This is a genomic window from Streptomyces sp. NPDC058198, assembly GCF_042882605.1.
Classification (GTDB): Bacteria; Actinomycetota; Actinomycetes; order Streptomycetales; family Streptomycetaceae; genus Streptomyces.
In genome coordinates this window covers 170,502-196,314 of record NZ_JBHVVP010000008.1, presented here as the reverse complement: position 1 = coordinate 196,314, position 25,813 = coordinate 170,502, and the positions used below count along the sequence as shown (strand labels likewise).

General features: G+C 72.0%; 27 protein-coding genes. 18 read left to right on the top strand and 9 right to left on the bottom strand.

Features of this window, described 5'->3' with window-relative positions; all coding sequences use genetic code 11:
- Nucleotides 1-4 precede the first annotated feature (4 nt).
- From ACFVWW_RS25040 to ACFVWW_RS25030, 3 genes are read right to left on the bottom strand one after another with little or no spacing between them, the layout of a single operon-like run.
- Nucleotides 5-967 carry a DUF389 domain-containing protein gene (locus tag ACFVWW_RS25040; RefSeq protein ID WP_386879128.1) on the bottom strand — a complete coding sequence of 321 codons (963 nt, stop codon included), beginning with the start codon at nucleotides 965-967 and terminating at the stop codon, nucleotides 5-7.
- Nucleotides 968-1,002: 35 nt separating this feature from the next.
- Nucleotides 1,003-1,998: a type I pantothenate kinase gene (gene coaA / locus ACFVWW_RS25035; RefSeq protein ID WP_384188843.1), complete on the bottom strand. Its 996-nt coding sequence runs from the start codon at nucleotides 1,996-1,998 to the stop codon at nucleotides 1,003-1,005.
- Nucleotides 1,999-2,044: 46 nt separating this feature from the next.
- Entirely contained in the window at nucleotides 2,045-3,943 is a 1,899-nt protein-coding gene (locus ACFVWW_RS25030; protein ID WP_386879130.1) for a hypothetical protein, read from the bottom strand.
- A 149-nt stretch (nucleotides 3,944-4,092) separates the two neighbouring features.
- Here ACFVWW_RS25030 and glmS point away from each other — a divergent pair, with 149 nt between their 5' ends.
- From glmS to ACFVWW_RS25015, 3 genes are read left to right on the top strand one after another with little or no spacing between them, the layout of a single operon-like run.
- Complete coding sequence (glmS, locus tag ACFVWW_RS25025) at nucleotides 4,093-5,940, top strand: glutamine--fructose-6-phosphate transaminase (isomerizing) (RefSeq protein ID WP_384336268.1); 1,848 nt, start codon at nucleotides 4,093-4,095, stop codon at nucleotides 5,938-5,940.
- Nucleotides 5,941-5,999: 59 nt separating this feature from the next.
- Complete coding sequence (locus ACFVWW_RS25020) at nucleotides 6,000-6,368, top strand: holo-ACP synthase (RefSeq protein ID WP_384188837.1); 369 nt, start codon at nucleotides 6,000-6,002, stop codon at nucleotides 6,366-6,368.
- 19 nt (nucleotides 6,369-6,387) lie between these two features.
- Nucleotides 6,388-7,830 (top strand): NAD(P)H-hydrate dehydratase, encoded by a 1,443-nt coding sequence (locus tag ACFVWW_RS25015; RefSeq protein ID WP_386879131.1) that lies wholly within the window; start codon nucleotides 6,388-6,390, stop codon nucleotides 7,828-7,830.
- 108 nt (nucleotides 7,831-7,938) lie between these two features.
- Here the strand turns inward: ACFVWW_RS25015 and ACFVWW_RS25010 are convergent, their stop codons facing one another.
- Nucleotides 7,939-8,142, bottom strand: a complete 204-nt coding sequence (locus ACFVWW_RS25010) for a cold-shock protein (protein WP_384188833.1) — start codon at nucleotides 8,140-8,142, stop codon at nucleotides 7,939-7,941.
- Nucleotides 8,143-8,302: 160 nt separating this feature from the next.
- Between ACFVWW_RS25010 and alr the strand changes: the two genes are divergently transcribed.
- The 4 genes from alr to ACFVWW_RS24990 all read left to right on the top strand — a co-directional run bounded on the left by alr (nucleotide 8,303) and on the right by ACFVWW_RS24990 (nucleotide 11,714).
- Nucleotides 8,303-9,502, top strand: coding sequence for an alanine racemase (gene alr / locus ACFVWW_RS25005; RefSeq protein WP_386879151.1), 1,200 nt, complete (start codon nucleotides 8,303-8,305; stop codon nucleotides 9,500-9,502).
- 76 nt (nucleotides 9,503-9,578) lie between these two features.
- Nucleotides 9,579-10,889: an alpha/beta fold hydrolase gene (locus ACFVWW_RS25000; RefSeq protein WP_384188831.1), complete on the top strand. Its 1,311-nt coding sequence runs from the start codon at nucleotides 9,579-9,581 to the stop codon at nucleotides 10,887-10,889.
- Nucleotides 10,861-11,388, top strand: coding sequence for a tRNA (adenosine(37)-N6)-threonylcarbamoyltransferase complex ATPase subunit type 1 TsaE (gene tsaE / locus ACFVWW_RS24995; RefSeq protein WP_384188829.1), 528 nt, complete (start codon nucleotides 10,861-10,863; stop codon nucleotides 11,386-11,388). The genes ACFVWW_RS25000 and tsaE overlap by 29 nt, the downstream gene beginning before the upstream one ends.
- A 137-nt stretch (nucleotides 11,389-11,525) precedes the next feature.
- Nucleotides 11,526-11,714 carry a hypothetical protein gene (locus ACFVWW_RS24990; RefSeq protein WP_384188827.1) on the top strand — a complete coding sequence of 63 codons (189 nt, stop codon included), beginning with the start codon at nucleotides 11,526-11,528 and terminating at the stop codon, nucleotides 11,712-11,714.
- 29 nt (nucleotides 11,715-11,743) lie between these two features.
- Here the strand turns inward: ACFVWW_RS24990 and ACFVWW_RS24985 are convergent, their stop codons facing one another.
- On the bottom strand, nucleotides 11,744-12,277 hold the full coding sequence (locus ACFVWW_RS24985) for a hypothetical protein (protein ID WP_384188909.1): 534 nt from the start codon (nucleotides 12,275-12,277) through the stop codon (nucleotides 11,744-11,746).
- Between the two features lie 127 nt (nucleotides 12,278-12,404).
- Here ACFVWW_RS24985 and tsaB point away from each other — a divergent pair, with 127 nt between their 5' ends.
- From tsaB to ACFVWW_RS24950, 7 genes are all read left to right on the top strand, one after another.
- Nucleotides 12,405-13,070 (top strand): tRNA (adenosine(37)-N6)-threonylcarbamoyltransferase complex dimerization subunit type 1 TsaB, encoded by a 666-nt coding sequence (gene tsaB / locus ACFVWW_RS24980; protein WP_384336276.1) that lies wholly within the window; start codon nucleotides 12,405-12,407, stop codon nucleotides 13,068-13,070.
- 53 nt (nucleotides 13,071-13,123) lie between these two features.
- Nucleotides 13,124-13,600: a ribosomal protein S18-alanine N-acetyltransferase gene (gene rimI, locus ACFVWW_RS24975; RefSeq protein ID WP_386879152.1), complete on the top strand. Its 477-nt coding sequence runs from the start codon at nucleotides 13,124-13,126 to the stop codon at nucleotides 13,598-13,600.
- Nucleotides 13,593-14,729, top strand: a complete 1,137-nt coding sequence (gene tsaD, locus ACFVWW_RS24970; protein ID WP_386879132.1) for a tRNA (adenosine(37)-N6)-threonylcarbamoyltransferase complex transferase subunit TsaD — start codon at nucleotides 13,593-13,595, stop codon at nucleotides 14,727-14,729. The genes rimI and tsaD overlap by 8 nt, the downstream gene beginning before the upstream one ends.
- A gap of 7 nt (nucleotides 14,730-14,736) precedes the next feature.
- Nucleotides 14,737-15,012, top strand: a complete 276-nt coding sequence (locus ACFVWW_RS24965) for a hypothetical protein (RefSeq protein ID WP_386879133.1) — start codon at nucleotides 14,737-14,739, stop codon at nucleotides 15,010-15,012.
- 142 nt (nucleotides 15,013-15,154) lie between these two features.
- Nucleotides 15,155-15,511 carry a YciI family protein gene (locus ACFVWW_RS24960; protein ID WP_386879134.1) on the top strand — a complete coding sequence of 119 codons (357 nt, stop codon included), beginning with the start codon at nucleotides 15,155-15,157 and terminating at the stop codon, nucleotides 15,509-15,511.
- A gap of 168 nt (nucleotides 15,512-15,679) precedes the next feature.
- Nucleotides 15,680-16,615 carry a hydroxymethylbilane synthase gene (gene hemC, locus ACFVWW_RS24955; protein WP_386879135.1) on the top strand — a complete coding sequence of 312 codons (936 nt, stop codon included), beginning with the start codon at nucleotides 15,680-15,682 and terminating at the stop codon, nucleotides 16,613-16,615.
- Nucleotides 16,616-16,667: 52 nt separating this feature from the next.
- Nucleotides 16,668-19,007: a right-handed parallel beta-helix repeat-containing protein gene (locus tag ACFVWW_RS24950; protein ID WP_384188819.1), complete on the top strand. Its 2,340-nt coding sequence runs from the start codon at nucleotides 16,668-16,670 to the stop codon at nucleotides 19,005-19,007.
- 183 nt (nucleotides 19,008-19,190) lie between these two features.
- Here the strand turns inward: ACFVWW_RS24950 and ACFVWW_RS24945 are convergent, their stop codons facing one another.
- Complete coding sequence (locus tag ACFVWW_RS24945) at nucleotides 19,191-19,727, bottom strand: potassium channel family protein (RefSeq protein ID WP_384188817.1); 537 nt, start codon at nucleotides 19,725-19,727, stop codon at nucleotides 19,191-19,193.
- A gap of 45 nt (nucleotides 19,728-19,772) precedes the next feature.
- Nucleotides 19,773-20,630 carry a helix-turn-helix transcriptional regulator gene (locus ACFVWW_RS24940; RefSeq protein WP_384188815.1) on the bottom strand — a complete coding sequence of 286 codons (858 nt, stop codon included), beginning with the start codon at nucleotides 20,628-20,630 and terminating at the stop codon, nucleotides 19,773-19,775.
- Between the two features lie 235 nt (nucleotides 20,631-20,865).
- On the opposite strand from ACFVWW_RS24940, the gene ACFVWW_RS24935 reads away from it, so the two are divergent.
- Nucleotides 20,866-21,888 carry an aldo/keto reductase gene (locus ACFVWW_RS24935; RefSeq protein ID WP_386879136.1) on the top strand — a complete coding sequence of 341 codons (1,023 nt, stop codon included), beginning with the start codon at nucleotides 20,866-20,868 and terminating at the stop codon, nucleotides 21,886-21,888.
- 58 nt (nucleotides 21,889-21,946) lie between these two features.
- Nucleotides 21,947-22,708 (top strand): SDR family NAD(P)-dependent oxidoreductase, encoded by a 762-nt coding sequence (locus ACFVWW_RS24930; RefSeq protein ID WP_386879137.1) that lies wholly within the window; start codon nucleotides 21,947-21,949, stop codon nucleotides 22,706-22,708.
- A gap of 14 nt (nucleotides 22,709-22,722) precedes the next feature.
- Here the strand turns inward: ACFVWW_RS24930 and ACFVWW_RS24925 are convergent, their stop codons facing one another.
- On the bottom strand, nucleotides 22,723-23,229 hold the full coding sequence (locus ACFVWW_RS24925) for a DinB family protein (RefSeq protein ID WP_384336289.1): 507 nt from the start codon (nucleotides 23,227-23,229) through the stop codon (nucleotides 22,723-22,725).
- Between the two features lie 152 nt (nucleotides 23,230-23,381).
- Between ACFVWW_RS24925 and ACFVWW_RS24920 the strand changes: the two genes are divergently transcribed.
- Complete coding sequence (locus ACFVWW_RS24920; protein WP_384188807.1) at nucleotides 23,382-24,032, top strand: hypothetical protein; 651 nt, start codon at nucleotides 23,382-23,384, stop codon at nucleotides 24,030-24,032.
- 70 nt (nucleotides 24,033-24,102) lie between these two features.
- On the top strand, nucleotides 24,103-24,468 hold the full coding sequence (locus tag ACFVWW_RS24915) for a hypothetical protein (protein WP_384188805.1): 366 nt from the start codon (nucleotides 24,103-24,105) through the stop codon (nucleotides 24,466-24,468).
- Nucleotides 24,469-24,486: 18 nt separating this feature from the next.
- On the opposite strand, the gene ACFVWW_RS24910 is transcribed toward ACFVWW_RS24915, so the two are convergent.
- Nucleotides 24,487-25,749 (bottom strand): SAM-dependent methyltransferase, encoded by a 1,263-nt coding sequence (locus ACFVWW_RS24910; RefSeq protein ID WP_386879138.1) that lies wholly within the window; start codon nucleotides 25,747-25,749, stop codon nucleotides 24,487-24,489.
- Nucleotides 25,750-25,813: the final 64 nt, after the last annotated feature.

The following is a 25,813-nucleotide window of genomic DNA, read 5'->3' as shown; positions in this document are numbered from 1 at the left end:
GGACCTAAAATCTCTTGGACGCCGGGGTGCCGTCGCGGCGTATACGGCCCCGCTGGGTCGCCCAGAGCGCCTTCTGTACGAGCAGGGTGAGCGTCCCGGCGACCACGATGCCCGCGAGGTTCAGCAGCAGCTGGCTGGTGGAGCCCCAGACCTGGGCGAACTCGCCGTAGCCGAGCGCGACCGCCGCGTTGGCGGCCGCCGGGACCGTCGTCACCGAGATGGCGACCCCCACCAGCAGGCCCGACTTCGCCGAGGTCAGCGAGAGCATCCCGGCCACGCCCGCGAGCCCCGCGACCACGACCGAGAACATGTCCGGGTTCCAGATGAACGCGGTGTTCGGCCGGTCGGCCTCCAGCATCGACTCCGTGAAGAGCCCGAAGGCGTCCATCAGCAGGCTGAAGCCGGTCGTCAGCGCTATCGCCAGGGCGAACCCGGCGATCAGCGCGACCAGCGAGCGCCACACCAGCAGCGGGGCGCGCCGCACCACCGCCGTACAGACCCCGGCCAGCGGGCCGAACTCCGGTCCCACGGCCATCGCGCCCACGATCAGGATCGCGTTGTCCATCACCACACCGCAGGCCGCGATCATCGTCGCGAGGGTGAGGAACGCCAGATAGGTGAAGGAGAGCGTGGACTCCTCGTGGGTCGCCTCCGCCAGCTGCTCCCAGAGCACGGCGTCGGCGCCCTCGCCCGGAGCCTCTTCCTCCGCTTTGTCGGCCCGCTGGGACAGCGACAGATCGATGTTCTCCACGGCGATCGACCCGGACTCGTCGATCCCGAGGGCGCGCAGCTCGGCGATCAGCTCGTCGCCCGCCTCGCGCGCCACGTCGCACATGACCAGATCGCCCCGCGGATCGCGCGAGGCGCCGGGCACGACGGCGAGATGCGCGGTGCCGACGGTCCGCTCCACCGCCCGCAGGACCTCGTCGGTGCGGTCGGCGGGTACGAGCAGACGCAGATGCAGCACGCCGACGGCTCCTCGAAGTGCGAAGTGTGCGGGATTCAGAGTTTGCGCAGGGACAGCCGCTGGACCTTGTGGTCCGGGCCCTTGCGCAGGACCAGGGTGGCGCGGCCCCGCGTCGGGGCCACATTTTCCAGCAGATTGGGCTTGTTGATGGTCCGCCACATCGTACGGGCGTAGTCCAGGGCCTCTTCCTCGGAGACCTGGGTGTACTTCCTGAAGTACGAGAAGGGGTTCTGGAAGGCCGTCTCGCGCAGCCTGCGGAACCGGTTGAGATACCAGGTCTCGATGTCCTCGGCGCGGGCGTCCACGTACACACTGAAGTCGAAGTAGTCGGCGAGCCCGACCCGCGTCCTGCCGTCCTTGCCCGGCAGCGCGGGCTGGAGGACGTTGAGCCCTTCGACGATGAGGATGTCCGGCCGCCGTACGGTGAGCAGTTCGCCGGGCACGATGTCGTAGATCAGATGCGAGTAGACGGGCGCGGTGACCTCGTCCTTGCCGGCCTTGATGTCGGCGACGAACCGGGTCAGGGCCCGCCGGTCGTACGACTCCGGGAAGCCCTTGCGCGACATCAGTCCGCGCGACTCCAGCTCCTTCATCGGGAGCAGGAAGCCGTCGGTGGTGACGAGTTCGACCCGGGGATGCTCGGGCCAGCGCGCCAGCAGCGCCTGCAACAGCCGCGCGACAGTGGACTTCCCGACGGCCACACTGCCCGCGACCCCTATGACGAAGGGCGTACCGCGCTGGGCGCCGTGCCCGTTGCCCGCGTCCCCGAGGAAGGTGTTCAGCGCGCCCCGCAGCCCGGCCGTGGCCTGGACATAGAGATTGAGCAGCCGGGAGAGCGGCAGATAGACGTCCCGTACCTCGTCGAGGTCGATGACATCGCCGAGCCCGCGCAGCTGTTCGACCTCCTCGGCGGTCAGCGGCAGCGGAGTCTTGTCCCGCAGCGCGCTCCACTCGGCGCGGGTGAGGTCGACGTACGGGGTCGGCCCGTGCTCGCCCCGGCGCTGGGGGTTTCGTAGCGGCAAACTGATCACGCAGCCATTGTCGGGGCTACGAGGCGGTTGTGGATGGTGTGCTGGGTCACGTGGCCGAGCCTGCGGCGGCGGCCGGCCGGTCCCGCTGCCGCCAGGCCCTGGTGAGTTGGGACGTCAGCCAGAGCGTGGCGATCGTGGTCAGTGCGGAGCGGAGCAGCCCGATGTCGGGGGACCACCAGGCGTAGACCGTGGCGGGGAGGAAGACCAGCAGGCCCAGGACGCGCGGGAGCCACCAGCGGCGGGGGCGGGGGAAGACCGGCTGTGGCGGGGGCGGGGGATGGCCCGGTTCTGTGGAGAGGGTGTCCCTGATGCCGGCCAGTACCCCGCGCCGGGCGAGGACCTGGGCGCCCGGCAGCGCGGTGAGGATCTCGTCGCGTTCGCCGAAGCCCGGTGGGAGCGGAGGCAGGCCGAGGGCCGCCACCAGCGCGCTCTGCCGGCGGGCGGGGTCGTCCGAGCCGCGGAGCAGCCGGGTGAGCGGGCGCGGGTCGGCGATGGAGTAGACCGTGGCGAGCGTACGGGCGGTGGCGGCGGCCGTCGCGAGGTCGGGGACCGGCGCCGCCGGATCCCACTCGTGGTCGGCGACCGTCCGGCCCTTGTGGAGCAGGGTGAAGCCGTGGCGGTCCGCGGTTCTGCGCAGGACGAGCGCGGGCCAGCGCTCGCCGGTGGTGAAGCTGTCGGCCGCGGCGGTGAGGCGTTCCTCGCCGAGGAGCGTCGCGCGTTTGCCGGGGGAGGCGTCGGCGGCCAGCTCGACGTACGACGTGCTGCCTGCCGCCGGGGCGATCCGCAGCCGCACGCCGCACAGCAGCGCCGCCTCCGCGACCTTGTGGGGCGGTGCGCCGACCAGGGCCAGGGAGCGCGGGGTGTGGTGGCGGTAGGGGACCTGGGCCGGTACGTCCGGGGTCTTCGGTGTCGAGAAGAACGGGATCCGCGACGCCACATGCATCCGTACGCCGGTACGGAAGTCCAGGAACTCCTGCCGCGCGTCACCGAAATACGCCCACGGAAGCTCGGTCGCCTGCACGCCCACCGCCCGGAACTGCTCCAGCGCCTCGTCGTGCCGGCCCGCGAGGATCAGCATCAGGGCGAGGTGGTTGCGTACGCCCGCCGCCTCCGGATCGCCCGGCGGAGAGCCGGCGGACAGCGTCAGCGCCCGTTCGATCGCCGTGTCGATACGGGCCCGTCCGATCGGCCCGTCCGCCGTGCCCCGCCCGGCGCGGTCGGCCACCACCTCGTACTCGACGGCCGCGAGCAGCGGCAGGGCGTGCAGCTTCGATCCCGGCAGCGCCCCCTGCGCGGCGCGTTCCGCGAAGTCGAACATCTCCTCGTGCGAGCCGTACCACTTGTCGCACAGGTACTGCATCGCCGCCAGATGGCAGCCGTAGTGGTGCGGGGCGCGGAGCGTGGCCTCCGTCCAGTACGCGTCGAAGACCTCGCGCGGCGCCTGGCTGCCCCGCGCATGCGTCAGCGCCACCTGCCACGGCACCGGATCGGCCGGATTCAGCTCGGCCGCGGCCCCGATCACCGGCGCCGCGTCGTCCAGCAGCGCGAAGAACGCCTGGAACTGATCCTTCGGCACATCCTTCGCGCGGGCGCCGGTCCGTATCTCCCACGCCTGCTTGACGCGGAGATCGGCCTTGACCAGTACGGCGTCGGGGTCGTCGGGGTCCTGGGCCAGCCAGCCGTCCAGCCAGCCGGGGTTGTGCAGCGCGCTCTCGGCGAGGCGGGGCACCCAGCTGCCGCGGCGCTCCCACTCGGCGCCCAGCCGGGTGGCGGCGAGCAGTTCCCTGGCCGGTCCGTGATCGCCGGCGGAGGCCGCGGTGAGGGCGGCGCGCAGCTCGGGGGCGGCCGGATCGAGGACCACGGCCGCGTCGGGCGGCAGGTCCGCGCCGACGGCTGCGCCGTGGCGGAGCATGCGGGGCAGGGTGAGCAGCGTGCGGAGTGTCACGAAGCCCCATTGAATGCGGTCGGTGGTGGCCGCCACCAGAGGATTTCGATGACGATTTCGACGGTGACCCCGAGGAGGATTCCGACGGCGAAACCCTGCCACAGGATGAGTTACGGGGGGCGCGGGGCAGTGCACCGTAGGCTGCCGACATGTGCGGAATCGTGGGTTACGTCGGCGGACAGTCGGCGCTTGATGTGGTCATCGCGGGCCTCAAGCGGCTCGAGTACCGGGGTTACGACTCCGCCGGAGTCGCGGTGCTCGCGGACGGCGGGCTGGCCTCGGCGAAGAAGGCGGGCAAGCTCGTCAACCTGGAGAAGGCGCTGGTGGAACGGCCGTTGCCGAGCGGCGTCACCGCGATCGGGCATACCCGGTGGGCCACCCACGGCGGCCCGACCGACGTCAACGCCCACCCGCATCTGGACAACGCAGGGCGCGTGGCCGTCGTACACAACGGGATCATTGAGAACTTCGCGGCGCTGCGGGCCGAGCTGGCCGAGCGCGGCCATGACCTGGAGTCGGAGACCGACACCGAGGTCGTGGCGCATCTGCTCGCCGAGACCTTCTCGTCGTGCGGCGATCTCGCCGAGTCGATGCGGCAGGTGTGCCGGCGCCTCGACGGGGCGTTCACGCTCGTCGCCGTGCACGCGGACGAGCCGGACGTGGTCGTCGGCGCGCGCCGCAACTCCCCGCTCGTGGTCGGCGTCGGCCAGGGCGAGTCCTTCCTCGCGTCGGACGTCGCCGCGTTCATCGCCCATACGCGCTCCGCGATCGAGCTGGGCCAGGACCAGGTGGTCGAGCTGCGCAGGGACGGGGTGACCGTCACCGACTTCGACGGCGCGCCGGCCGAGGTCCACTCGTACCACGTGGACTGGGACGCCTCGGCCGCCGAGAAGGGCGGTTACGACTACTTCATGCTCAAGGAGATCGCCGAGCAGCCGAAGGCGGTCGCGGACACGCTGCTCGGGCGGATCGACGCCGAGGGCTCGCTGAGGCTCGACGAGGTGCGCATCCCGGCGTCGGTGCTGCGGGAGGCGGACAAGGTCGTGATCGTGGCGTGCGGGACGGCTTTCCACGCCGGGCTCATCGCGAAGTACGCCATCGAGCACTGGACCCGGATGCCGTGCGAGGTGGAGCTCGCGAGCGAGTTCCGCTACCGCGATCCGATCCTGGACCCGCGCACGCTGGTGATCGCGATCTCGCAGTCCGGCGAGACCATGGACACGCTGATGGCGCTGCGGCACGCCCGTGAGCAGGGCGCGAAGGTGCTGGCCATCTGCAATACGAACGGTTCGACGATCCCGCGCGAGTCGGACGCGGTCCTGTACACGCACGCCGGTCCCGAGGTCGCCGTCGCCTCCACCAAGGCGTTTCTGACCCAGTTGGTGGCGTGCTACCTGGTCGCGCTGTATCTGGGGCAGCTGCGCGGCACCAAGTGGGGTGACGAGATCCGGGCCGTCATCCGGGACCTGTCGCGGATCTCCGGCGCGGTGGACCGCGTCCTGGAGACGATGAAGCCGGTACGGGAGCTGGCGCGCTCGCTCGCGGACAAGAAGACGGTGCTGTTCCTGGGCCGCCATGTGGGCTATCCGGTGGCCCTGGAGGGTGCGCTCAAGCTCAAGGAGCTGGCGTACATGCACGCCGAGGGGTTCGCGGCGGGCGAGCTGAAGCACGGTCCCATCGCGCTGATCGAGGAGGACCTGCCGGTGGTGGTGGTCGTACCGTCGCCGCGTGGCCGCTCGGTGCTGCACGACAAGATCGTGTCGAACATCCAGGAGATCAGGGCCAGGGGCGCGCGGACGATCGTGATCGCGGAGGAGGGGGACGAGGCGGTGGTGCCGTACGCGGACCATCTGATCCGTATCCCGGCGACGCCTACGCTGCTCCAGCCGCTGGTCGCGACGGTGCCGTTGCAGGTGTTCGCGTGCGAGCTGGCGACGGCGCGGGGCAACGAGGTGGACCAGCCGAGGAACTTGGCGAAGTCCGTGACGGTGGAGTGAGATACGGAGCGGGGCCGACATGAGGGCGGGAGTGAGGCTGGGGTGAGGGTGGCTGCCGGGTGATTATCGGGGTGGGGATCGACGTGGCGGAGATCGCCCGGTTCGCGGAGTCGTTGCGACGTACGCCGCAGCTGGCCCAACGGCTCTTCGCGGAGAAGGAGTTGCTGCTGCCGAGCGGGGAGCGGCGCGGGGTGGCCTCGCTGGCGGCGCGGTTCGCCGCCAAGGAGGCCGTGGCCAAGGCACTGGGTGCGCCCGGCGGGCTGCACTGGACCGATGCCGAGGTGTACGTGGAGGAGAGCGGGCAGCCGCGGCTGCGGGTACGCGGGACGGTGGCGGCGCGCGCGGCCGAGCTGGGCGTACGGAGCTGGCATGTCTCGCTCAGCCACGACGCGGGGGTGGCGTCCGCCGTAGTGATCGCCGAGGGTTGAACGGAGGAGGGCTGACCGCATGCGTACTGCGTACAGCGTGGAGACGGTAAGGAACGCCGAGCGGGAACTGATGGCACGGCTGCCGGAGGGCGCGCTCATGCAGCGCGCCGCCGCCGGTCTCGCCACGGTCTGCGCCGGCCTGCTGCGGCGGGTGTACGGGGCGCGGGTCGTCCTGCTCGCCGGCAGCGGGGACAACGGAGGTGACGCCCTGTACGCCGGGGCCCGGCTGGCCCGCAGGGGCGCCGGGGTGACGGCGGTGCTGCTCGCCCCCGACCGCGCCCATCCGGCCGGGCTGGCGGCGCTGCTCGGCGCGGGCGGGCGGGTCGCCGATGACCCGTTCGCGGCGCTGGCCGCCGCCGATCTGGTGCTGGACGGCATCACCGGCATCGGCGGACACGGCGGACTGCGCCCGGACGCCGTGCCGGTGGCACGGGCCGCGCACGGCTCCGGGGCGGTGATCGTCGCCGTCGACCTGCCGAGCGGGGTGGAGGCGGGCAGCGGCCAGGTGGCGGGAGAGGCGGTATGCGCGGATGTGACGGTGACGTTCGGTACGTACAAGCCGGGCCTGCTGATCGATCCGGCGCGGGAGTACGCGGGGGCGGTACGGCTCGTGGACATCGGGCTCGCACCGCATCTGCCGTCCGTGCCCGAGCTGGAGGCGCTCCAGCACGCGGATGTGGCGCGGCTGCTGCCGGTGCCGACGGGCGAGAGCGACAAGTACCGGCGGGGCGTGGTCGGCATCGTCGCCGGATCCGCGCGCTATCCGGGCGCGGCGGTGCTCGCGGTGGCGGGCGCGCTGCGGGGCGGCGCCGGGGCGGTCCGGTACACCGGGCCGGGGAGCGAGGCGGTGATCGCGCGCTTCCCGGAGACGCTGGTGCACGAAGGCCCGCCGTCGAAGGCGGGCCGCGTCCAGGCCTGGGCGGCGGGGCCGGGCCTCGGCGACGGCTCGGAGGCGGAGTCCGCCGTGGCGGACGTGCTGGCCTCGGACGTCCCGGTGCTGGTGGACGCCGACGGGCTGCGGCTGCTGGACGCGGCGACGGTACGCAGCCGTACGGCCCCGACCCTGCTCACCCCGCACGCGGGAGAGGCGGCGGCGCTGCTGGGCGTCCCCCGCGAGGAGGTCGAGTCGGGCCGGCTGACGGCCGTACGGGAACTGGCGGCACGGTACGGCGCGACGGTGCTGCTGAAGGGCTCGACGACGCTGGTCGCCGACCCGGACCCGGGTGTCCCGGTCCGGGTGAACCCCACGGGCACGCCCTGGCTGGCGACGGCGGGCAGCGGCGACATCCTCTCGGGCCTGGCGGGCTCGCTGCTGGCCTCGGGCCTGGCGGCCCGCGACGCGGCTTCGGTGGCGGCCTATCTGCACGGCCTGGCGGCACGTCTGGCGTCAGGGGGAGCGCCGGTGGCGGCGCACGACGTGGCGGAGAAGCTGCCGGAGGCGTGGGCGAACGTGGCGGGGTGAGCCGGCGCCACGGAGGGGGCGGGCACGCTCCCCCCGGTCGTCGGGTGAGCGCGCACGCGGACACCCGGAGGGTCCTGACTCTCCGGGTGTCGCTGGTGGTGCGGTCGGTCAGAGGGCTCGTACCTGCGCGGCCGTCGGACCCTTGGGGCCTTGCGCGACCTCGAACTCGACCCGCTGATTCTCGTCCAGGCTCCGGTATCCATTGCCGATGATCTCGGAGAAATGGACGAACACGTCCGGGGCGCCGCCATCCTGCTGGATGAACCCGAAGCCCTTCTCACCGTTGAACCACTTCACTGTGCCTTGTGCCATCGTCGGTCTCCTCCGAGCAGCATCTGTCAACGCCGCCAGAGATACCCGATACAGGTATCACCCCAAACCCCACTAACCCGGGCGAACGTCCAGATAGACCCCTGCCGCCGCGTCGTCGGCCCCCGGGGGCGGCTCTGAGAGACTGGGCGCGATGACCGAAATGACGCAGACCTCGGCCGGCCTCCGGGCGCGCGCCGAAGTCGATCTCGCCGCCCTGCGGGGCAATGTGCGTGCGCTGCGTGCGCGCGTGGGGCCCGGCACCGCGCTGATGGCTGTCGTGAAGTCCGACGCGTACGGCCACGGCATGGTGCCCGTCGCCCGCGCCGCCCTCGACGCCGGGGCCACCTGGTTGGGAACCGCCACCCCGCACGAGGCGCTCGCCCTGCGGGCCGCGGGCATCCGCAGCCGGGTGCTGTGCTGGCTCTGGACGCCCGGCGACCCCTGGCGGGAGGGCATCGAGGCCGACCTCGACATGTCCGTCAGCGCGATGTGGGCGCTGCGCGAGGTGACCGCCGCCGCGCGCGAGGCGGGCCGCCCGGCCCGGATCCAGCTCAAGGCCGACACCGGCCTCGGCCGCAACGGCTGCCAGCCCGCGGACTGGCCCGGACTGGTCGCGGCCGCCCTCGCCGCCCAGGCCGCCGGCGAGGTCCAGGTCACCGGCCTCTGGTCGCACTTCGCGTGCGCCGACGAACCCGGTCATCCCTCCGTCGCCGCCCAGCTCGACGTGTTCCACGAGATGATCGCGTACGCCGAGAAGGAGGGCGTCGAGCCCGAGGTCCGGCACATCGCCAACTCGCCGGCGACCCTCACCGTCCCCGAGTCGCACTTCGATCTCGTACGGACCGGGATCGCCATGTACGGCATCTCGCCCAGCCCGGAGCTGGGCACCCCTCAGGACTTCGGCCTGCGGCCCGTGATGACGCTCTCCGCCTCCGTCGCCCTCGTCAAGCGGGTTCCGGAAGGCCATGGCGTCAGCTACGGGCATCACTACCTCACGCCCAGGGAGACCACCCTCGGCCTCATCCCCCTCGGGTACGCCGACGGCATCCCCCGCCATGCCTCGGGCCGTGGGCCCGTCCTGGTCGGCGGGGTCCGGCGGCGGGTGGCCGGGCGGGTGGCCATGGACCAGTTCGTCGTCGACCTCGGCGGCGACACCCCGGAGCCGGGCAGCCCCGCCCTCCTCTTCGGCCCCGGCGACCACGGCGAGCCGAGCGTCGAGGACTGGGCCGAGGCCGCGGACACCATCGCGTACGAGATCGTCACCCGCATCGGCTCCCGCGTCCCGCGCGTCCATCTGAACGAACTCCACCAGCAGACCGGGCCGGCCGAGCCGATCGAGCCGATCGAGCGGCCCGAATGAAGAGCCCGAGTGCCCTCTCTCGGGTGAAGCCCAGCACCACGGGGAAGAGGCAAGCCAGGACGACGAGGAGCGCAGGGTGAGCGAGAACAGCGCGGCGGGGAACGTGGCGTCCACAGCGGCCGTCAGGGTGGCCGCGGCCACCGCCACGGCGGCCGCCAACGGCACCTGGCGCCGGGCAGGGGTCGCCGGCGCCGCGATAGGCGTGATCGCCGCCGGTGCGGCCGCCGGCGTCGCGATCGAGAGGATGACCGTCGGCCGCGGCATGCGCAGGAAGGCACGGCTCGCGCTCGACTCGTCGGGGCCGTACGGCGGACTGCGCGGCACCCCGGGCAAGGCCCTCGCCGACGACGGCACCGAGCTGTACTACGAGATCGACGACCTCGACCCGGAGACCGGGACCACGGCCGGGACCGGGGCCGGAAACGGGAGCGGGAGCGGGCCCAAGGCGGCGTCCGCGCCCCGCCGCCGGCGCCTCTTCGGCCGCAAGACCCCCGCCCCAGTCACCGTCGTCTTCAGCCACGGCTACTGCCTCAACCAGGACTCCTGGCACTTCCAGCGCGCCGCCCTGCGCGGACTCGTCCGCACCGTCCACTGGGACCAGCGCAGCCACGGCCGCTCCGCCCGTGGCGTCGCGCAGCACGGCGAGGGCGCCGTCCCGGTCACCATCGACCAGCTCGGCCGCGACCTCAAGGCCGTCATCGACGCGGCCGCGCCCGAGGGAGCGCTCGTGCTCGTCGGCCACTCCATGGGCGGGATGACGATGATGGCCCTCGCCGACCAGTTCCCCGAGCTGATACGGGAACGGGTCGCCGGTGTCGTCTTCGTCGGCACGTCGTGCGGAAAGCTCGGCGAGGTCAACTACGGGCTGCCGGTCGCGGGCGTGAACGCCGTACGCCGTGTGCTCCCCGGCGTCCTCAAGGCGCTCGGCTCGCAGGCCGACCTGGTCGAGCGCGGCCGGCGGGCCACCGCCGACCTCTTCGCGGGACTGATCAAGCGGTACTCGTTCAGCTCGAAGGACGTGGACCCCGCGGTCGTACGGTTCGCCGAGCGGCTCATCGAGGGCACCCCGATCGATGTCGTCGCGGAGTTCTACCCGGCCTTCACCGACCACGACAAGGCGCAGGCGCTCTCGGTCTTCCTGGAGATCCCGGCGCTCGTGCTGGCCGGGGAGAGCGATCTGGTGACACCCAGCTCGCACAGCGAGGCCATCGCTGATCTGCTGCCGGACGCGGAGCTGGTGCTCGTACCCGACGCCGGGCATCTGGTGATGCTGGAGCACCCGGAGGCGGTCACGGACCGGCTCGCCGACCTGCTGGCACGGGTCGGCGCGGTGCCGGCCGACGCTAACGTTGGCCGGTATGGAAGCAGCGCACAGCCCGGCGGCTGACGCCGGTGTCACGATCACCATCGACTCTCCCGAGCGGATGCGGGAGCTGGGCCGCAGGCTCGCGGAGCTGCTCCGCCCCGGCGACCTGGTGATGCTCGCCGGTGAACTCGGCGCGGGCAAGACCACCCTGACCCGGGGCCTCGGCGAAGGACTCGGGGTCCGTGGCGCCGTCACGTCCCCCACCTTCGTGATCGCCCGCGTACATCCCTCCCTGGTCAGCGGTCCCGCGCTGGTCCATGTCGACGCGTACCGGCTCGGCGGGGGACTGGACGAGATGGAGGACCTCGACCTCGATGTCTCGCTGCCGGACTCCGTCGTGGTCGTGGAGTGGGGCGACGGCAAGGTCGAGGAGCTGTCGGACGACCGGCTGCATGTGGTGATCCACCGGGTCGTGGGCACCGTGGACATCGACGCGGGCGAGGACGACCGGCGCACCGTCACCCTGACCGGGCTCGGCAGCCGCTGGGCGGACGCGGATCTGGGGCCGCTGACTCGCTGACCGGGCGGGTCGTTCCGTGCTTTCCGACAAGACGTCGGCAAAATGTTGCGCCTGCCGTGCCGGGCGTGGTCACATGGTATCGAGACGCGGTTAGGTCTACCTAACCACGCCTGCCCCCGGAGCCCCAGGAGGCATCCATGTCGACGCCAGAGCGCGAAGCGCGTCCGCAGCAGTCACCGTCCCCGTCGTCCATGTCCATGAGGGATCTGCTGGCGTCCTGTGTGGCGGCCGCGGCGGTCTCCACACCGCCCCGGGAGCCCTCGGCGGTGGCGGTCGCACAAGCGGCAGCGGCGGCTGCCGCTGCGGAGCGGCAACACGCCGCCTGAGGCGAAGAGCCGCAGGGGAGAAGACCCGGCTACGGAACGACGACGATCTTTGTGTTGACCGTGGCGAACGACCACATCGCGTTGCCGTCCGCGCGCTTCATCCTGACCCCGCCCGTCTTCAGGGTGGGGTCGGGGCTGGACAGCGAGCCGTCCACCGCCGAGCTGAATCCGATCACCACGTCGTTGACGGACGTGAACCGCACGACGTGCTCGATCCGCACCCCGTCCGAGCCCGTGACCGCACCGGACCGCGAGGTCACCAGGTACGAACCGGGCGGCGGGCTGATCTTGCTCGGCATGACCGGGAAGGTCCGGGTCGCCTGGTCCTTCTCGTTCACCAGCCACACCCGCCGGTCGCCCAGCCCGTAGACGACCCGCAGCCCCTTGCCCGACTCTGCCGGGAGGGTCAGCGGGTTCCGCCGCTTCTGCGCCGGGGCGCCGGCCGAGCCGGCGGGAGAGGCGCTCGGTGTCTTCGGCTTCGAGAGGTTGGCGGGGACGTTCGCCGACGCCTGGTAAGCGAGGAAGCCGACCGCGGCGATGGCCGCCGCGGTGAGCCCGGCCACGATTCCCGAGCTGCTCCTGGACACCTTGATCCACCTCTCGTACGTATGACTCCGTGGTGACGTTAGCAGCAGCGGGCTGACGGGACGGGGCGCCGTGCCCCGGGCGTCGGAGCCGTAGGCTGTTTGCGTGCTTCTGCTCGCCGTTGATACCGCCACGCCCGCCGTCACCGTCGCCCTCCACGACGGTTCCTCCGTCCTGGCCACCGAGAGTCAGGTCGACGCGCGCCGCCACGGGGAGCTGTTGCTTCCCGCCGTCGACCGCGTTCTCGCCGGGGCCGGGGTGAAACTGGACGCCGTGACGGAGGTGGTCGTCGGGGTGGGGCCAGGTCCGTACACCGGTCTGCGGGTCGGGCTGGTGACGGCCCTGACCTTCGGCTCCGCGCTCGGGGTGCCGGTGCGCGGCCTGTGCACGCTGGACGGGCTCGCGTACGCGTCCGAGGCCGAGGGACCGGTCGACGGGCCGTTCGTGGTCGCCACGGACGCGCGCCGCAAGGAGGTCTACTGGGCGCGGTACGCGGACGCCCGTACGCGCCTGACCGAGCCGGCCGTCGACCGGCCGGCCGATATCGCCGGCCAGGTCGCGGGCCTGCCCGCCGTCGGCGCCGGCGCGCTGCTCTACCCGGACACCTTCCCGGACGCCCGTGGCCCGCAGTACCAGTCGGCCGCCGCGCTCGCCTCGCTGGCCGTCGAGCGGCTCGGGACCGGCGGGGAGTTCCTGCCGCCGCTGCCCCTCTATCTGCGCCGCCCCGACGCGCAGGTGCCCAAGAACTACAAGGTGGTCACCCCGAAGTGACCGACACGACCGAAGCGACCGACGTGGCGTCCGCCGCCACGGTGCTGCGTGAGATGCGCTGGTGGGACATCGAGCCCGTCCTCGCCCTCGAACACCAGCTCTTCCCCGAGGACGCCTGGTCACCGGGGATGTTCTGGTCCGAGCTGGCCCATGCGCGCGGTCCGCGGGCGACCCGCCGCTATGTGGTCGCCGAGACGGCGGGAGGCGGGATCGTCGGTTACGCCGGACTCGCGGCCGCCGGCGGGCTCGGTGACGTACAGACCATCGCCGCCGCCCGCGACCAGTGGGGGACGGGCCTGGGTTCCCGGCTCCTCGGCGATCTGCTCCACCATGCCACCGCCTTCGAATGCGAGGAGGTGCTGCTCGAAGTGCGGGTCGACAACACCCGGGCGCAGAAGCTGTACGAGCGGTTCGGCTTCGAGCCCATCGGCTTCCGCCGCGGCTATTACCAGCCGGGCAACGTCGACGCGCTCGTCATGCGCCTCCACGTGCAAGGACTTCACGTACAAGGAACGGGAACCCATGGCTGACGAACCTCTCGTCCTCGGTATCGAGACCTCCTGCGACGAGACGGGCGTGGGCGTCGTCCGCGGGACGACCCTGCTCGCCGATGCCATCGCGTCGAGCGTCGACGAGCACGCGCGCTTCGGCGGTGTGGTGCCGGAGGTCGCGTCCCGCGCGCATCTGGAGGCGATGGTGCCGACGATCGAGCGGGCGCTGAAGGAGGCGGGGGTCTCCGCCCGCGACCTCGACGGGATCGCGGTGACGGCGGGGCCCGGACTCGCCGGCGCGCTGCTGGTGGGAGTCTCGGCGGCGAAGGCGTACGCGTACGCGCTCGGCAAGCCGCTGTACGGCGTGAACCACCTGGCCTCCCACATCTGCGTCGACCAGCTGGAACACGGGCCGCTGCCCGAGCCGACGATGGCGCTGCTGGTGAGCGGCGGCCACTCGTCGCTCCTGCTGGCGCCCGACATCACGGCCGACGTACGGCCCATGGGGGCGACGATCGACGACGCGGCGGGCGAGGCGTTCGACAAGATCGCGCGGGTCCTGCAGCTGGGCTTCCCCGGCGGCCCGGTGATCGACCGGCTGGCGCGGGAGGGCGACCCGTCCGCGATCACGTTCCCCCGGGGGCTGACGGGCCCGCGCGACGCGCCGTACGACTTCTCCTTCTCCGGTCTGAAGACGTCCGTGGCCCGCTGGATCGAGGCGAAGCGGAGCGCGGGCGAGGAGGTGCCGGTCCGGGATGTGGCGGCCTCCTTCCAGGAGGCGGTGGTCGACGTCCTGACGCGCAAGGCGGTCCGCGCCTGCAAGGACGAGGGCGTGGATCATCTGATGATCGGCGGCGGTGTCGCGGCGAACTCACGGCTGCGCGCGCTCGCGGCGGAGCGCTGTGAACGGGCGGGCATCCGGCTGCGTGTGCCGCGCCCGGGGCTGTGCACGGACAACGGCGCGATGGTCGCGGCACTGGGCGCGGAAATGGTGGCGCGCAACCGCCCGGCCTCGGACTGGGAGCTGTCGGCGGACTCGTCCCTGCCGGTCACGGAACCGCATGTGCCGGGCAGCGACCACGGCCATGACGGCGACGACCACAGCCACAACCACGGCCACGATCACGACCATCTGCACGAGCTGAGCAAGGACAACCTGTACTCATGAGGCAGTCATGACGGTCGCGCTGATGTGGGAGGCCAAGGCGGTGCCCGGCCGGGGCGCGGAACTGCTGGAGTGGGCGCGCGCGCAGACCCTGGCGCCCGCCCCCCTGCGCCGCGAACTCCTGCGCGCCCCGCAGGACCGCGTCCTGGTCATCACCTGGTGGGACGGCCCGTACGAAGCCGACGTACCCGAACTCCCGGACCCCGACCCCGACGCGATCACCCGCCCGGTCCACCGCTGGCGCTTCGAGTCCCTCGGCGCGGAAACCCGGCCCACGCAGGGCTGATCCGCTCGCACGGCGGTGCGGGGAAAAGAAAGATCCCGGCGTGTGTCGCTTCGGGTGTCTCCCGTTCGACGTAAGGGTGAGGCGGGCGGACAGCCCGGCCCACCAGCCCGATCCGTCAGGGTCGGCACACCGAGGAGCCACCGTGCCACGCTTTCTTTCGCTGATCATGATCGACGAGCAGAACACGCCCGACGACGGACCCAGCCCCGAGCTGATGGAGCGCATGGGCAAGCTGATCGAGGAGATGACCGAGGCCGGAGTGCTGCTCGACACCTCCGGGCTGACGCCGACCTCCGGTGGCGTGCGGTTCAAGCTGAGCGGCGGGAAGCTCACCGTCACCGACGGGCCGTTCACCGAGACCAAGGAGGTCGTCGGCGGGTACGCGATGATCCGGACCACGGACAAGGAGCAGGCCGTCGAGTGGACCCGGCGCTTCGTGGAGCTCCACGAGGAGGAGTTCAACATGACTGTCGAGCTCCGGGAGATCGCCGAACAGTAGACCGCGCGTGCGCCGAGGGACCGAGGAGAGCGCGCGAGCCGTCCCGTTCCGCTGTCGCGGCCGCCATTCGTACACCTGCCCGACGGCCCCAACTCGCGTGCCACACACCCGAGATGGCCGCCGGGGCTGGCGGCCGGCGGCGGGGGACCGCGGTCTATCGTGGGCGCCATGTCCGCTCCTGAGCTGATCCGCATCGTGTCCCGTGACTCGCCCATGGCCCTGGCCCAGGTCGAGCGTGTCCGTACCGAACTGGCCGCGCTCCACCCCGGCATGAGGACCGAGGTGCTGCCGGTCAGGACGACGGGCGACAAGTGGATGGGTGACCTGTCCCTGGTGGAGGGAAAGGGAGCGTTCACCAAGGAAGTCGACGCCGCCCTGCTCGCCGGGGAAGCGGACCTCGCGGTGCACTGCGTCAAGGACGTGCCCGCCGACCGGCCGCTCCCGGCCGGCACCCTGTTCGCCGCGTTCCTCGAACGGGACGACATCCGCGACGCCCTGATCCATCCGGGCGGGCTCACCCTCGACGAGCTTCCGGACGGGGCCAGGATCGGCACCTCCTCCGTCCGCCGTATCGCCCAGCTCGCCGCCTCCCACCCGCATCTGGAGTGCGTCCCGTTCCGGGGCAACGCCAACCGCCGGCTGGAAAAGCTGGCGGCGGGCGAAGCGGACGCGCTGCTGCTGGCGGTGGCCGGGCTGGAGCGCATCGGCCGCCCGGACGTGATCACGGAGATCCTGTCGCCCGAGGTGATGATGCCGCCGATCGGCGCGGGCATCCTGGCCCTTCAGTGCCGCGAGGACGACTCGGCCACCATCGACGCCGTCAGCCCCCTGGGCGACCCCGGCACCTTCCGCGAGGCCACCGCGGAGCGCATGTTCCTCCACGTCCTCCAGGGACACTGCAACTCCCCGATCGCCGGCCACGCGAAGGCGGGGCGCAACGGCGATCTGTCGCTGCGGGCCTGCGTGTTCACCCCCGACGGCAAGACGGTCCTCAACGCGCACGAGTGGGCGGGTCCGCTCGACCCGGCCACCCTCGGCACGTCCGTCGCCGTCACCCTGCTGCGCCAGGGCGCGCGAGAACTGATCGACGGCATCGCTCACTAGGCCGTGTCCGACCTAGGGCGGGTCCGGGTGGATCGACTGATCGGAGTGCACCGTGGCACAGACCGTCCGCGTATCCCCCACGGCGGCGGGGGCCTTTCCCACGATTGTCGCCGCCCTTGAGGGCACGGCGCTCGGGGAACGCGTACGCATCCTCCTCGACGCCGGGACCTACACCGAGAAGCTGTCGATCCGCGGCATGGTCGAGCTCGCTCCCGTCGACCCCGGCGCCGAGGTGACGATCACCGCGTCCGGGAGCACCACCCTGGAGTGTTCGGGCGCCGTGACCTTGGAGGGCATCCGCCTGGTCAGCTACGGGGCCACGGCGCTGTGGTGCACCAAGGGGACGGTGACCCTGCGGGACTGCGAGGTGCTGGGGCAGGGAGCCGACGGGGTCTGCGTCCGCGGCGACCGCGGGACCGAGCTGGCCATGCGGGGCACGGTCGCCCGGGGCGGAGAGGTCCTGCTCGCCGGTGCGAAGGCCACCATCGAGGACTGCCGCTTCCATGACTCCGTCGGAAACGCCATCGCGGTGGTGGAGGGCGGAGCGGTGACGGTCAAGGACTGCACGATCACCAAACCGGCTGTCCACGGCGTCCGGGTCAACGGATCCACCGCACTGATCGAGAGATGCGACGTCAGCGGCACGGGCAATACGGCCCTGTCCGTCGCCTACGACGCCGAGATGACCGTCGCCGACTGCGCGGTGCACGACGTGTCCACGTCGGGCATCGCGTTCCTGGGGCACGCGACCGGCGCCGTCCACCGGACCAGCGTCGACCGCGCCGAGCACGGCATCAGCGTGTTCGACGACGGCGAAGCCACCCTGAAGGATGTGCGCATCAGCGAGTGCCGGAGCGCGGGCGTGCTGATGACCACCCGCGGCACGAGCGAGATCACCGACTGCGTGATCAACTCCGCGGCGCGGTACGGGATCCACGTCGCGGGCGACAGCGCGACCACCGTGCACGGGCTCACGGTGGACGGCGGCGAGGAAGGCGTCTGGATGTCGGGGGGACGCGGCCGCTTCACCGGGGTGACCCTGAAGGGGAACGATGTCGCGGTGCGGCTGGAGGAACGCTCGTACGCGCACTTCGAGGACCTGACGATCGAGCGCTGCGGAGTCGGGGTGGAGGCCAGGGAGAAGGACATGTCGGTCGAGCTGACCGGCGCGACGATCAGCGGAGCCCGGCGCGGCGGCATCGTTCTCGCCGGCAAGGCGCGGGCGACGCTGTCGGACTGCTCGGTGACCGGCGGGGACGCGCACGGGGTGACGGTCGACGGCCAGGCCCGTATCGACGCGACGCGGCTGACCGTGCGCGGCTGCGGCGGAACCGGGGTCTGGGGCAAGGGCTCGGCCCGCGTCATCCTCAACGGTTCCACGGTGTCCGGCAACGCCCGGGGGGACCTGCGGATCGAGGACAGCTGTGAGGAGGACGTCACCGACTCGGCGATCGGATCGGGGCCTTCCTCCACGCGTCGGCCGGGAGGACCGCGGGGCGCCGCCGCCGTCTCCGCCGCTGCCTCGTCCGGCGGCGAAGGAGCGCGGGACGGGCGGAGCGGCCGTACCACCGCACCGCCCGCGGACCACGAGTCCCTGACCGAACTCACCCGGCTCGTCGGGCTGGCTCCGGTGAAGCGGCAGGTTCGTACCCAGATCAACATGATCAAGCTCGCGCAGCACCGCGAGGCCGCCGGGCTGCCGACGCCGGCGCTCAGCCGGCATCTGGTCTTCTCCGGGCCGCCCGGCACCGGAAAGACGACGGTGGCGCGGCTGTACGGGCAGATCCTCGCGGCGCTGGGCGTCCTCACGAACGGTGAGGTCCACGAGGTGAGCCGGAGCGAGCTGGTCGGCCAGTACCTCGGCTCGACGGCTCAGAAGACCCGGGATGTGTTCACCAAGGCCACCGGCGGAGTGCTGTTCATCGACGAGGCGTACGCGCTGTCGAGGAAGTTCGGCGTCAACGCCGACTTCGGGCAGGAGTCGATCGACGAACTCGTCACCCTGATGGAGAACCGGCGCGAGGACGTGGTGGTGATCGTCGCGGGCTATACGGCGGAGATGAACGACTTCCTGGACGCGAACCCGGGACTGCGGTCGCGCTTCTCGCGGACCATCGAGTTCCCGCCGTACAGCGTGGAAGAACTGGTGGAGATCACCGAACTCATCGCCGACACGAACCAGTACGTTCTCGACGAGGCCGTCCCGCCGCTGCTCCGGGGGCATTTCGGACGGCTGGCCGCAGAGGGCGGCGAGTCGAGCAACGCGCGTGAGGCCAGGAAGCTCTTCGAGCGGATGGTGGAGCAGCACGCGGAGCGCCTGTCGACGGTGGACCGGCCGGGCCTTGAGCAGTTGATGCTGCTGATGGCCGCCGATCTGCCGCTGCCGACGTAGCGCCGCCTAGGGCGTGTTGCGAAAGTAGCGCCGTCCGCCTGCAGGGCGGGGCTCGCGGCGTCCGGTGCGTGCGATCGCAAGGCGGAGGATCGTCCTCGTACTGGACGTACTTGGACGACTCCGACAACGCGGCGAGCGTGCGTGCCGGGCGTCGCGAGCCAGGCGGGACTTTCGCAACACGCCCTAGTTCTGGGCCGGGGGTCCGCCGGGGTTCTTGATCAGGTGTTCGAGCCGATCGAACCGGTCGTGGACGGCGCGCATCTCGTCGGAGGCGCCGGCCTTCCCCTCCCGCTCGGCGTGCTCGAAGGCCAGGGCCAGCCGGCGCGCGTCGCGGGCCGCGCCGCCGACGAACCAGGTGGCGATGGACGCGGTGACGATGCTGAAGACGGAAATCCCGGCCAGCATCACCACCGTGGCGATGACACGCCCCGGCGCGGTGACGGGATACAGGTCCCCGTATCCGACGGTGGTGGCGGTTTCGACGGACCACCACAGGGCGAGGGGGAACGAGGTGATGGTCGCGTGGGGCGCGGACACCTCGAACGGCACGATGGCCCAGGAGCCGGCCAACAGGACCACCACGACGGCCAGGGTGGCCCACACGGCGGCCCGTACGTGCAGCCGCTGCCAGCGGTCATTGCCCAGCAGCCTTCTCAGCAGGTACACGAGGGACAGCGGCGGCATGGGCGGACCCTCGGTCGGCAGCGGTCGTTCTGCCACGAAACTACTCGCGGACGGCCGGGCAGCCGCGTCCGACACACACCCTCACGCCCCGAACTCCAGCGGAGCCGAGGTCAGTGAGCCGAGCAGGCGCAGGGACCGGTCCGAGGGGGAGTTCGGCTCCACGGTGAGGAGGTTGATCATCTGGTCGGGGTCGTCGGGGAAGACCAGCGTCTCGCAGTCGAGGACCAGCTCACCGACGGCGGGGTGGCGGACATGCTTGACGCGATGGGTGGCGTACCGCACGTCGTAATCGGCCCACCAGCGGCGGAAGTCCGCGTCCTGGACGGACAACTCGCCGATCAGGTCGGCCAGTCGGGGATCGTGCGGGAAACGGCTGCTGTAGCGGCGCAGGTTGGCGACGCTGTCCGCGGCCATCTCGTCCCACTCCACGAAGCGTTCGCGCGCGGTGGGGTCGAGGAAGAGGTAGCGGGCGAAGTTGCGTTCGCGGGCGGGCAGCGCGTCGAAGTCGGTGAGCAGGGCGTGCGCCAGCCGGTTGGACGCGAGGATGTCCATCCGGTGACCGATCATGAACATCGGCAGATGGTCGAGGCCCGCCAGCAGATGGAGCACTCCTGGCCGGATCCGCTGCGCGGCCGGTGACCGGCGGCGCGAGCGGCCGTGGGGCGGGCGGGCCAGGGCGAAGAGGTGATCGCGTTCGGTCGCGTTCAGGCGCAGGGCGCGCGCGACGGCGTCCAGGACGCTGTCGGAGATGTTGAGGTTACGTCCCTGCTCCAGGCGCGCGTAGTAGTCCGCGCTGACTCCGGCGAGGTACGCCACTTCCTCACGCCGCAGACCGGGCACCCTGCGCGGGCCCGGATGAGGCCGGACGCCGGCCTGCTCGGGGCTGATCCTGGCACGCCGGGTGCGGAGGAACTCCCGCAGTTCGGTGTTGTGCTCCACGCCGTCGACTGTAGCCGGGCGGCGGCGCGTCCGGCCTGCTCAGGGTAGGTCTGCCAGACCTGGGCAGGCCGGAACCCGGACCACCGGATCCAGGTCCGGGCAGGGTGTGGCTGAGGTGGTGCGGGCGGGGCCGCGCGGTGGTTGTGTGGAAGGGCGGCCGGGGGACGAGCCTGTCCGGCGCTCCCGGTTCCCCGGACCCTCCCCGGCCTTCTTCGACTTCTAAGGAACACCGCCCATGACGCACGTCCCCACCACCCTCCTCGGCGACGGACTCGTGGTCAGCGCGCTCGGTTATGGCGCGATGGGCCTGTCCGACGTCTATGGACCCGCCGAGGAACGGGAGTCCCTGGCCACCCTGCACCACGCCGTCGACCACGGGGTGACGCTCATCGACACGGCCGACGTGTACGGCGCCGGGGGGAACGAGCGGCTCGTCGGGCGGCTGCTGGCCGAGCGCAGGGACGAGGTGACCGTGGCGAGCAAGTTCGGCATCGTGCTCGGCGGGTCCGATTCCGGCACGGATGCCATGACGACGCGCGGTGACGCCGGCTACGTACGCTCCGCGGCCGACGCGAGCCTGAAGCGGCTCGGCATCGACACCATCGATCTGTACTACCTGCACCGCCGCGATGTGTCCGTTCCCGTCGAGGAGACGGTCGGAGCCATGGCGGAGCTGGTCCGGCAGGGCAAGGTCAGGCACCTGGGGCTGTCCGAGGTGACCGCCGACGAGCTGCGGCGCGCGTACGCCGTGCACCCGATCGCGGCCGTACAGAGCGAGTGGTCGCTGTGGAGTCGTGATGTGGAGCGCGCGGTGGTGCCGGCGGCCGCCGAGCTGGGCGTGGGCTTTGTGCCGTACTCACCGCTGGGCCGCGGCTTCCTCACGGGCACGCTCGCGGACCGGTCCGCCGTCAGCAGCGACTGGCGTTCGGGGCTGCCGCGGTTCTCCGGCGACGCCTTCGACCGCAATCAGGCCGTCGTACGGGCCATCCAGGGCATCGCGGCCGAGCTGGACGCCACGCCGGCCCAGGTGGCACTGGCGTGGCTGCGGGTCCAGGGGGAGCGGCTGGGGCTGCCGGTGGTGCCGATCCCGGGGACACGGCGGGCGGCTCGCGTCGACGAGAACATCCGCTCCCTGGAGATCACTCCCGACGCCGAGCAGCTCGGGCTGCTGAGCGAGCTGGCCGAGGGCGTGGTCGGGAGCCGCTCGGACCACGACGACCCGGACTGGGTGTCGGAGACCCGCGAGGACCGGGTGTAGCCGAGGCACCTGCCCCACGGCGACCCGCGTTGATCACAGAGCGAAGGTGGAGAAGAACATGACCGGACGGTTGGACGGAACGGTCGCGCTGGTGACCGGCGCGAGCAGTGGGATCGGTGAGGCGGCCGCGCTGTCGCTGGCCGCGGAGGGCGCGTCGGTCGCGGTCGTGGCCCGGCGCAAGGACCGGCTCGACGATCTCGTGGCCCGTATCCAGGACGCGGGCGGCAGCGCGCACGCCTTCGCCGTCGACATCACCGCACGGGGAGAGGCGGAGGCGCTGGTCGCCCGGGTGGTGGAGGGGTCGGGCCGGCTGGACATCCTCGTGAACAACGCGGGGGTGATGCTGATCGGCCCGGCGCTGGAGACCCCCGTCGAGGAGTGGCAGCGGATGGTCGATCTCAACCTGTCGGCCCTGCTGCGGGTGACGCATGCCGCGCTGCCGCATCTGGTGGCGGCGGCTGCCGACGGGCAGCGCGGGGTCGCCGACCTGGTGAACATCAGCTCGGTGGCCGGACGGGTGGCCCACGCCGGCTCCGCCGTCTACAACCTGACGAAGTTCGGGGTCACGGCGGTGAGCGAGGCGCTGCGCCAGGAGCTCGCCGGCCAGCATGTACGGGTGAGCGCGGTGGAGCCCGGCGCGGTGACCACCGAGCTGACGCAGCACATCCGGGAAGGCGTTCGCGAGAACATCGAGGCATGGTACGACTCGATGGAGAGCCTGCGGGCCGAGGACATCGCGGACGCGATCCACTACATCGTGACCCGGCCGCGCCGGATGGCGGTCAACGAGATGCTGATCCGCCCGACGGAACAGGTCTGAGCCCGTCCGGTGATTCAGGCTCCGACCGTGCCGTCGATCGCCTCCCGGAGGAAATCGGCGTGGCCGTTGTGGCGGGCGTACTCGTGGATCAGGTGCAGCATCACCATCCGCAGCGACACGTCCTCCTCCCACTTGGCCGCGTAGGCGGTCACGTCGAGCGATGCAGCCTCCCGCTCGATCCGGCGCGCGTGCTCCACCTCGGTCCGCCAGGCGGCGAACGCCTCCGCGCGGGTGGCCGTACGCGCGTCGTACGCCACCTGGAAGTCGCCCTGGTCGGACCAGACGAGCGGGATGTCCTCGCCGTTGATCACCCGGCGGAACCAGGCGCGCTCCACCTCGGCCATGTGCCGGACCAGGCCCAGCAGGGACAGCGTCGAGGGGGGCATCGACCGGCGGCGGAGGTCCTCGTCGGAGAGGCCGTCGGTCTTCAGGGCGAGGGTCGCGCGGTGGTAGTCGAGGAAGGCACGCAGCATCTCGCGCTCGCCTGCGACGGCCGGCGGGCCGATACGTTCGGTGGTCACTGCGGATTCCTTCTGCTCGACGGGGTGGTTCGGAGCCGGCCGGGGACGATCGGCACGGATCGATGGCACGGATCGGTGGGTGACGTTACCTCCGAACGGCGGTACCACCCTGCCGAATATCAGGGCCCGCCCGCACCGTTACCCTCAGCCGAATGATCAGCCGCACGCCGCTGCCACCGCCCCCTCCACCCGAGGAGATCCGTTCCTGGCCCGACCGCGAGGCGCTGCTGGCCGACCGGGCCGCGGCCATGACCGTACTGACCGGGCGTGGACTCGCGATCGGGAGGCTGCTGCTGCTCTGGCTGCTGGCGGCGGTCGCCGTGATCGGCTGGGCGGCCGTGGGGCTGGCGATCCAGAGCTTCGAGGAAGGCGGTCTGGCCCAGGCGACCGGGCTGGCGGCGCTGGTCCTCGCGGCGGTGTTCCTGGTGCCGGCGGGGGTCGGGCTCGGCTTCTGGCTGCGCGGAGGCCATGACGTACGGCAGCGGCTGGACGCCTGGGCGGCACTCGGCCAGGACCCCGCGACGGATGTGCGGCTGCGGGCGCCCGCGCGGTGTGTCGCCTGGCTGCTGCCGTCGGTGCTGCTGTGTCTGCTGGGGGCGTGGGGGGTCGGTCACGGCTGGACGGCGGCGGGGAACGGGCCGGAGCCGGTCACCGTGGGCGACGCGGTGTACGCGCTGGGCCTGGAGGCCACGGTCCTGCTGACCGGCCTGCTGGGCATCGCCCGGTCGGTCGCGCATCAGCGCTGGTCGGCCCGGCTGCTGAGCCCGGTGCCGGTCCGCAGGGGCGGGGGAGCGCACCGCTGAGGCGGTTTCCGCCGGGTCCGTCCTATGCTGAATAAGGAACACATGCCTCATTCAGGGTAAGGGGCGGCGGATGACCTGGCTCTGGTGGATTTTCATCTTTTTCCTCGTGGGCGGCTTCGGGTGGATGGCCGATACGGGCCGTACCGCGCTCCGGACCCGGCACGAGCGGAGAATCGAACGCTTCAAGCTGGTGGAGCGGGAGCGGCGGGCCCTGGAAGAGGCCCACAAGCCGCCGGTGCCGGTCTGCGGCTGCACGCACCATCTGGCGAAGCACGACCGGCGGGGCAAGTGCCACGAGGACGTGGAGGTCCCGACGGAGTGGGGCGAGGACAAGAAGCCGCTGCGGTACGAACTGCGCCAGTGCAACTGCCAGCAGTACGTCGGCCCGCAGCCGCTGTCGCAGATCTACCCGGACGAACTGACGGACCTGGGGTAGGCCCTGTCCGGCGTGCGGCTACGCCGTGGCCGGGTGGCCGATCAGCATCGTCGGGGCGCCCGCGACGCGGGTGAGGAAGACCGTTGAGGCGTGCGGTCCCTTGAGCTTCATTCGCCGGCGCAGCTCCTCCGGTTCCACCGCGGAGCCGCGCTTCTTCACTGTCAGGACGCCGACTTCGCGTGCGCGCAGCAGGGCCTTCAGTTTCTTGAGGTTGAAGGGGAGTTCGTCGGTGATCTCGTAGGCGGTGGCGTACGGGGTGGGACGGAGCTCGTCGGCCGTGATGTACGCGATCGTCTCGTCGATCAGGCCGCCGTCCAGCTCTTCGGCCACCTCCGCGACCAGATGCGCGCGGATGACGGCGCCGTCGGGCTCGTACAGGAACCGGCCGGTCTTACGGACGTGCGGGTCCGGCAGGCCGCGGCCGGTGAGGGTGGTGGCGGACGGGAGAAGGGTGGCGCGGCGGGCGCCGGGGACCACGGCCCCCGGCCCGGTGGCGTTGTGCGGCCCGGCGCCGTGGTGCCAGAGCACCGCCTCCTTGACGTCGCCGCCGTCCGAGATCCACTCGGCCTCGAAGTCGGCCGGGATCAGTTCGTGCGGAATGCCCGGCGCGATCTTGACCGCGCCGGCGCCGGCCCGGCGTACCGCGTCGAGGGCCCAGGAGAGCGGGGGTGAGTACGCCTCCGGGTCGAAGATCCTGCCCCGGCCGCCGCGTCGCGCGGGGTCGATGAAGAGGGCCTGGGCACCGGTGAGGTCGTACTCCAGGACGTCCGCGCGGGTGACCGTCACGGGCGGTCCGCCGGGGGCCAGCGTCCGCACATTCGTCAGGGCGATCTCGCAGGTCAGCGGGTCGAGGTCGACGGCTGACACGGCGAAGCCCGCGCGGGCCAGCTCGATCGCGTCGCCGCCGATGCCGCAGCAGAGGTCGGTGACGCGGACGGACTCCGCGCCGGAGCCCGGGGCGAGGTCGCCGGCGAGATCACGGAACCGGGCGGCCCGGTGGGCGGCGACGCTGCCACGGGTGGCCTGCTCGACGCCGTTCGGCGTGAAGTACATGCGGTACGCGTCGTCCGCGCCGAACTTCGCCACCCCCCGCTGCCGCAGTCGCGCCTGCGCCATGGCCGCCGAGACCAGCTCGGCCGGGTGCTCGCGGCGCAGCCGGGTGGCGAGGGTGAGCTCCCGCGCCGGGTCGTGGTCGCGCAGCTCGGCGAGGAGGGCCTGGCCCTCGGCGGAGAGCAGCGGTGCGAGGAGGGGGAAGGGAACGCGGTCGGTCACCCGGCCCATTGTGGGCCAGCCGGGGGACGGTGCGCGCCGGGGCGGCGGTGTCGGCCGGGCGGGGGCGCGGTGC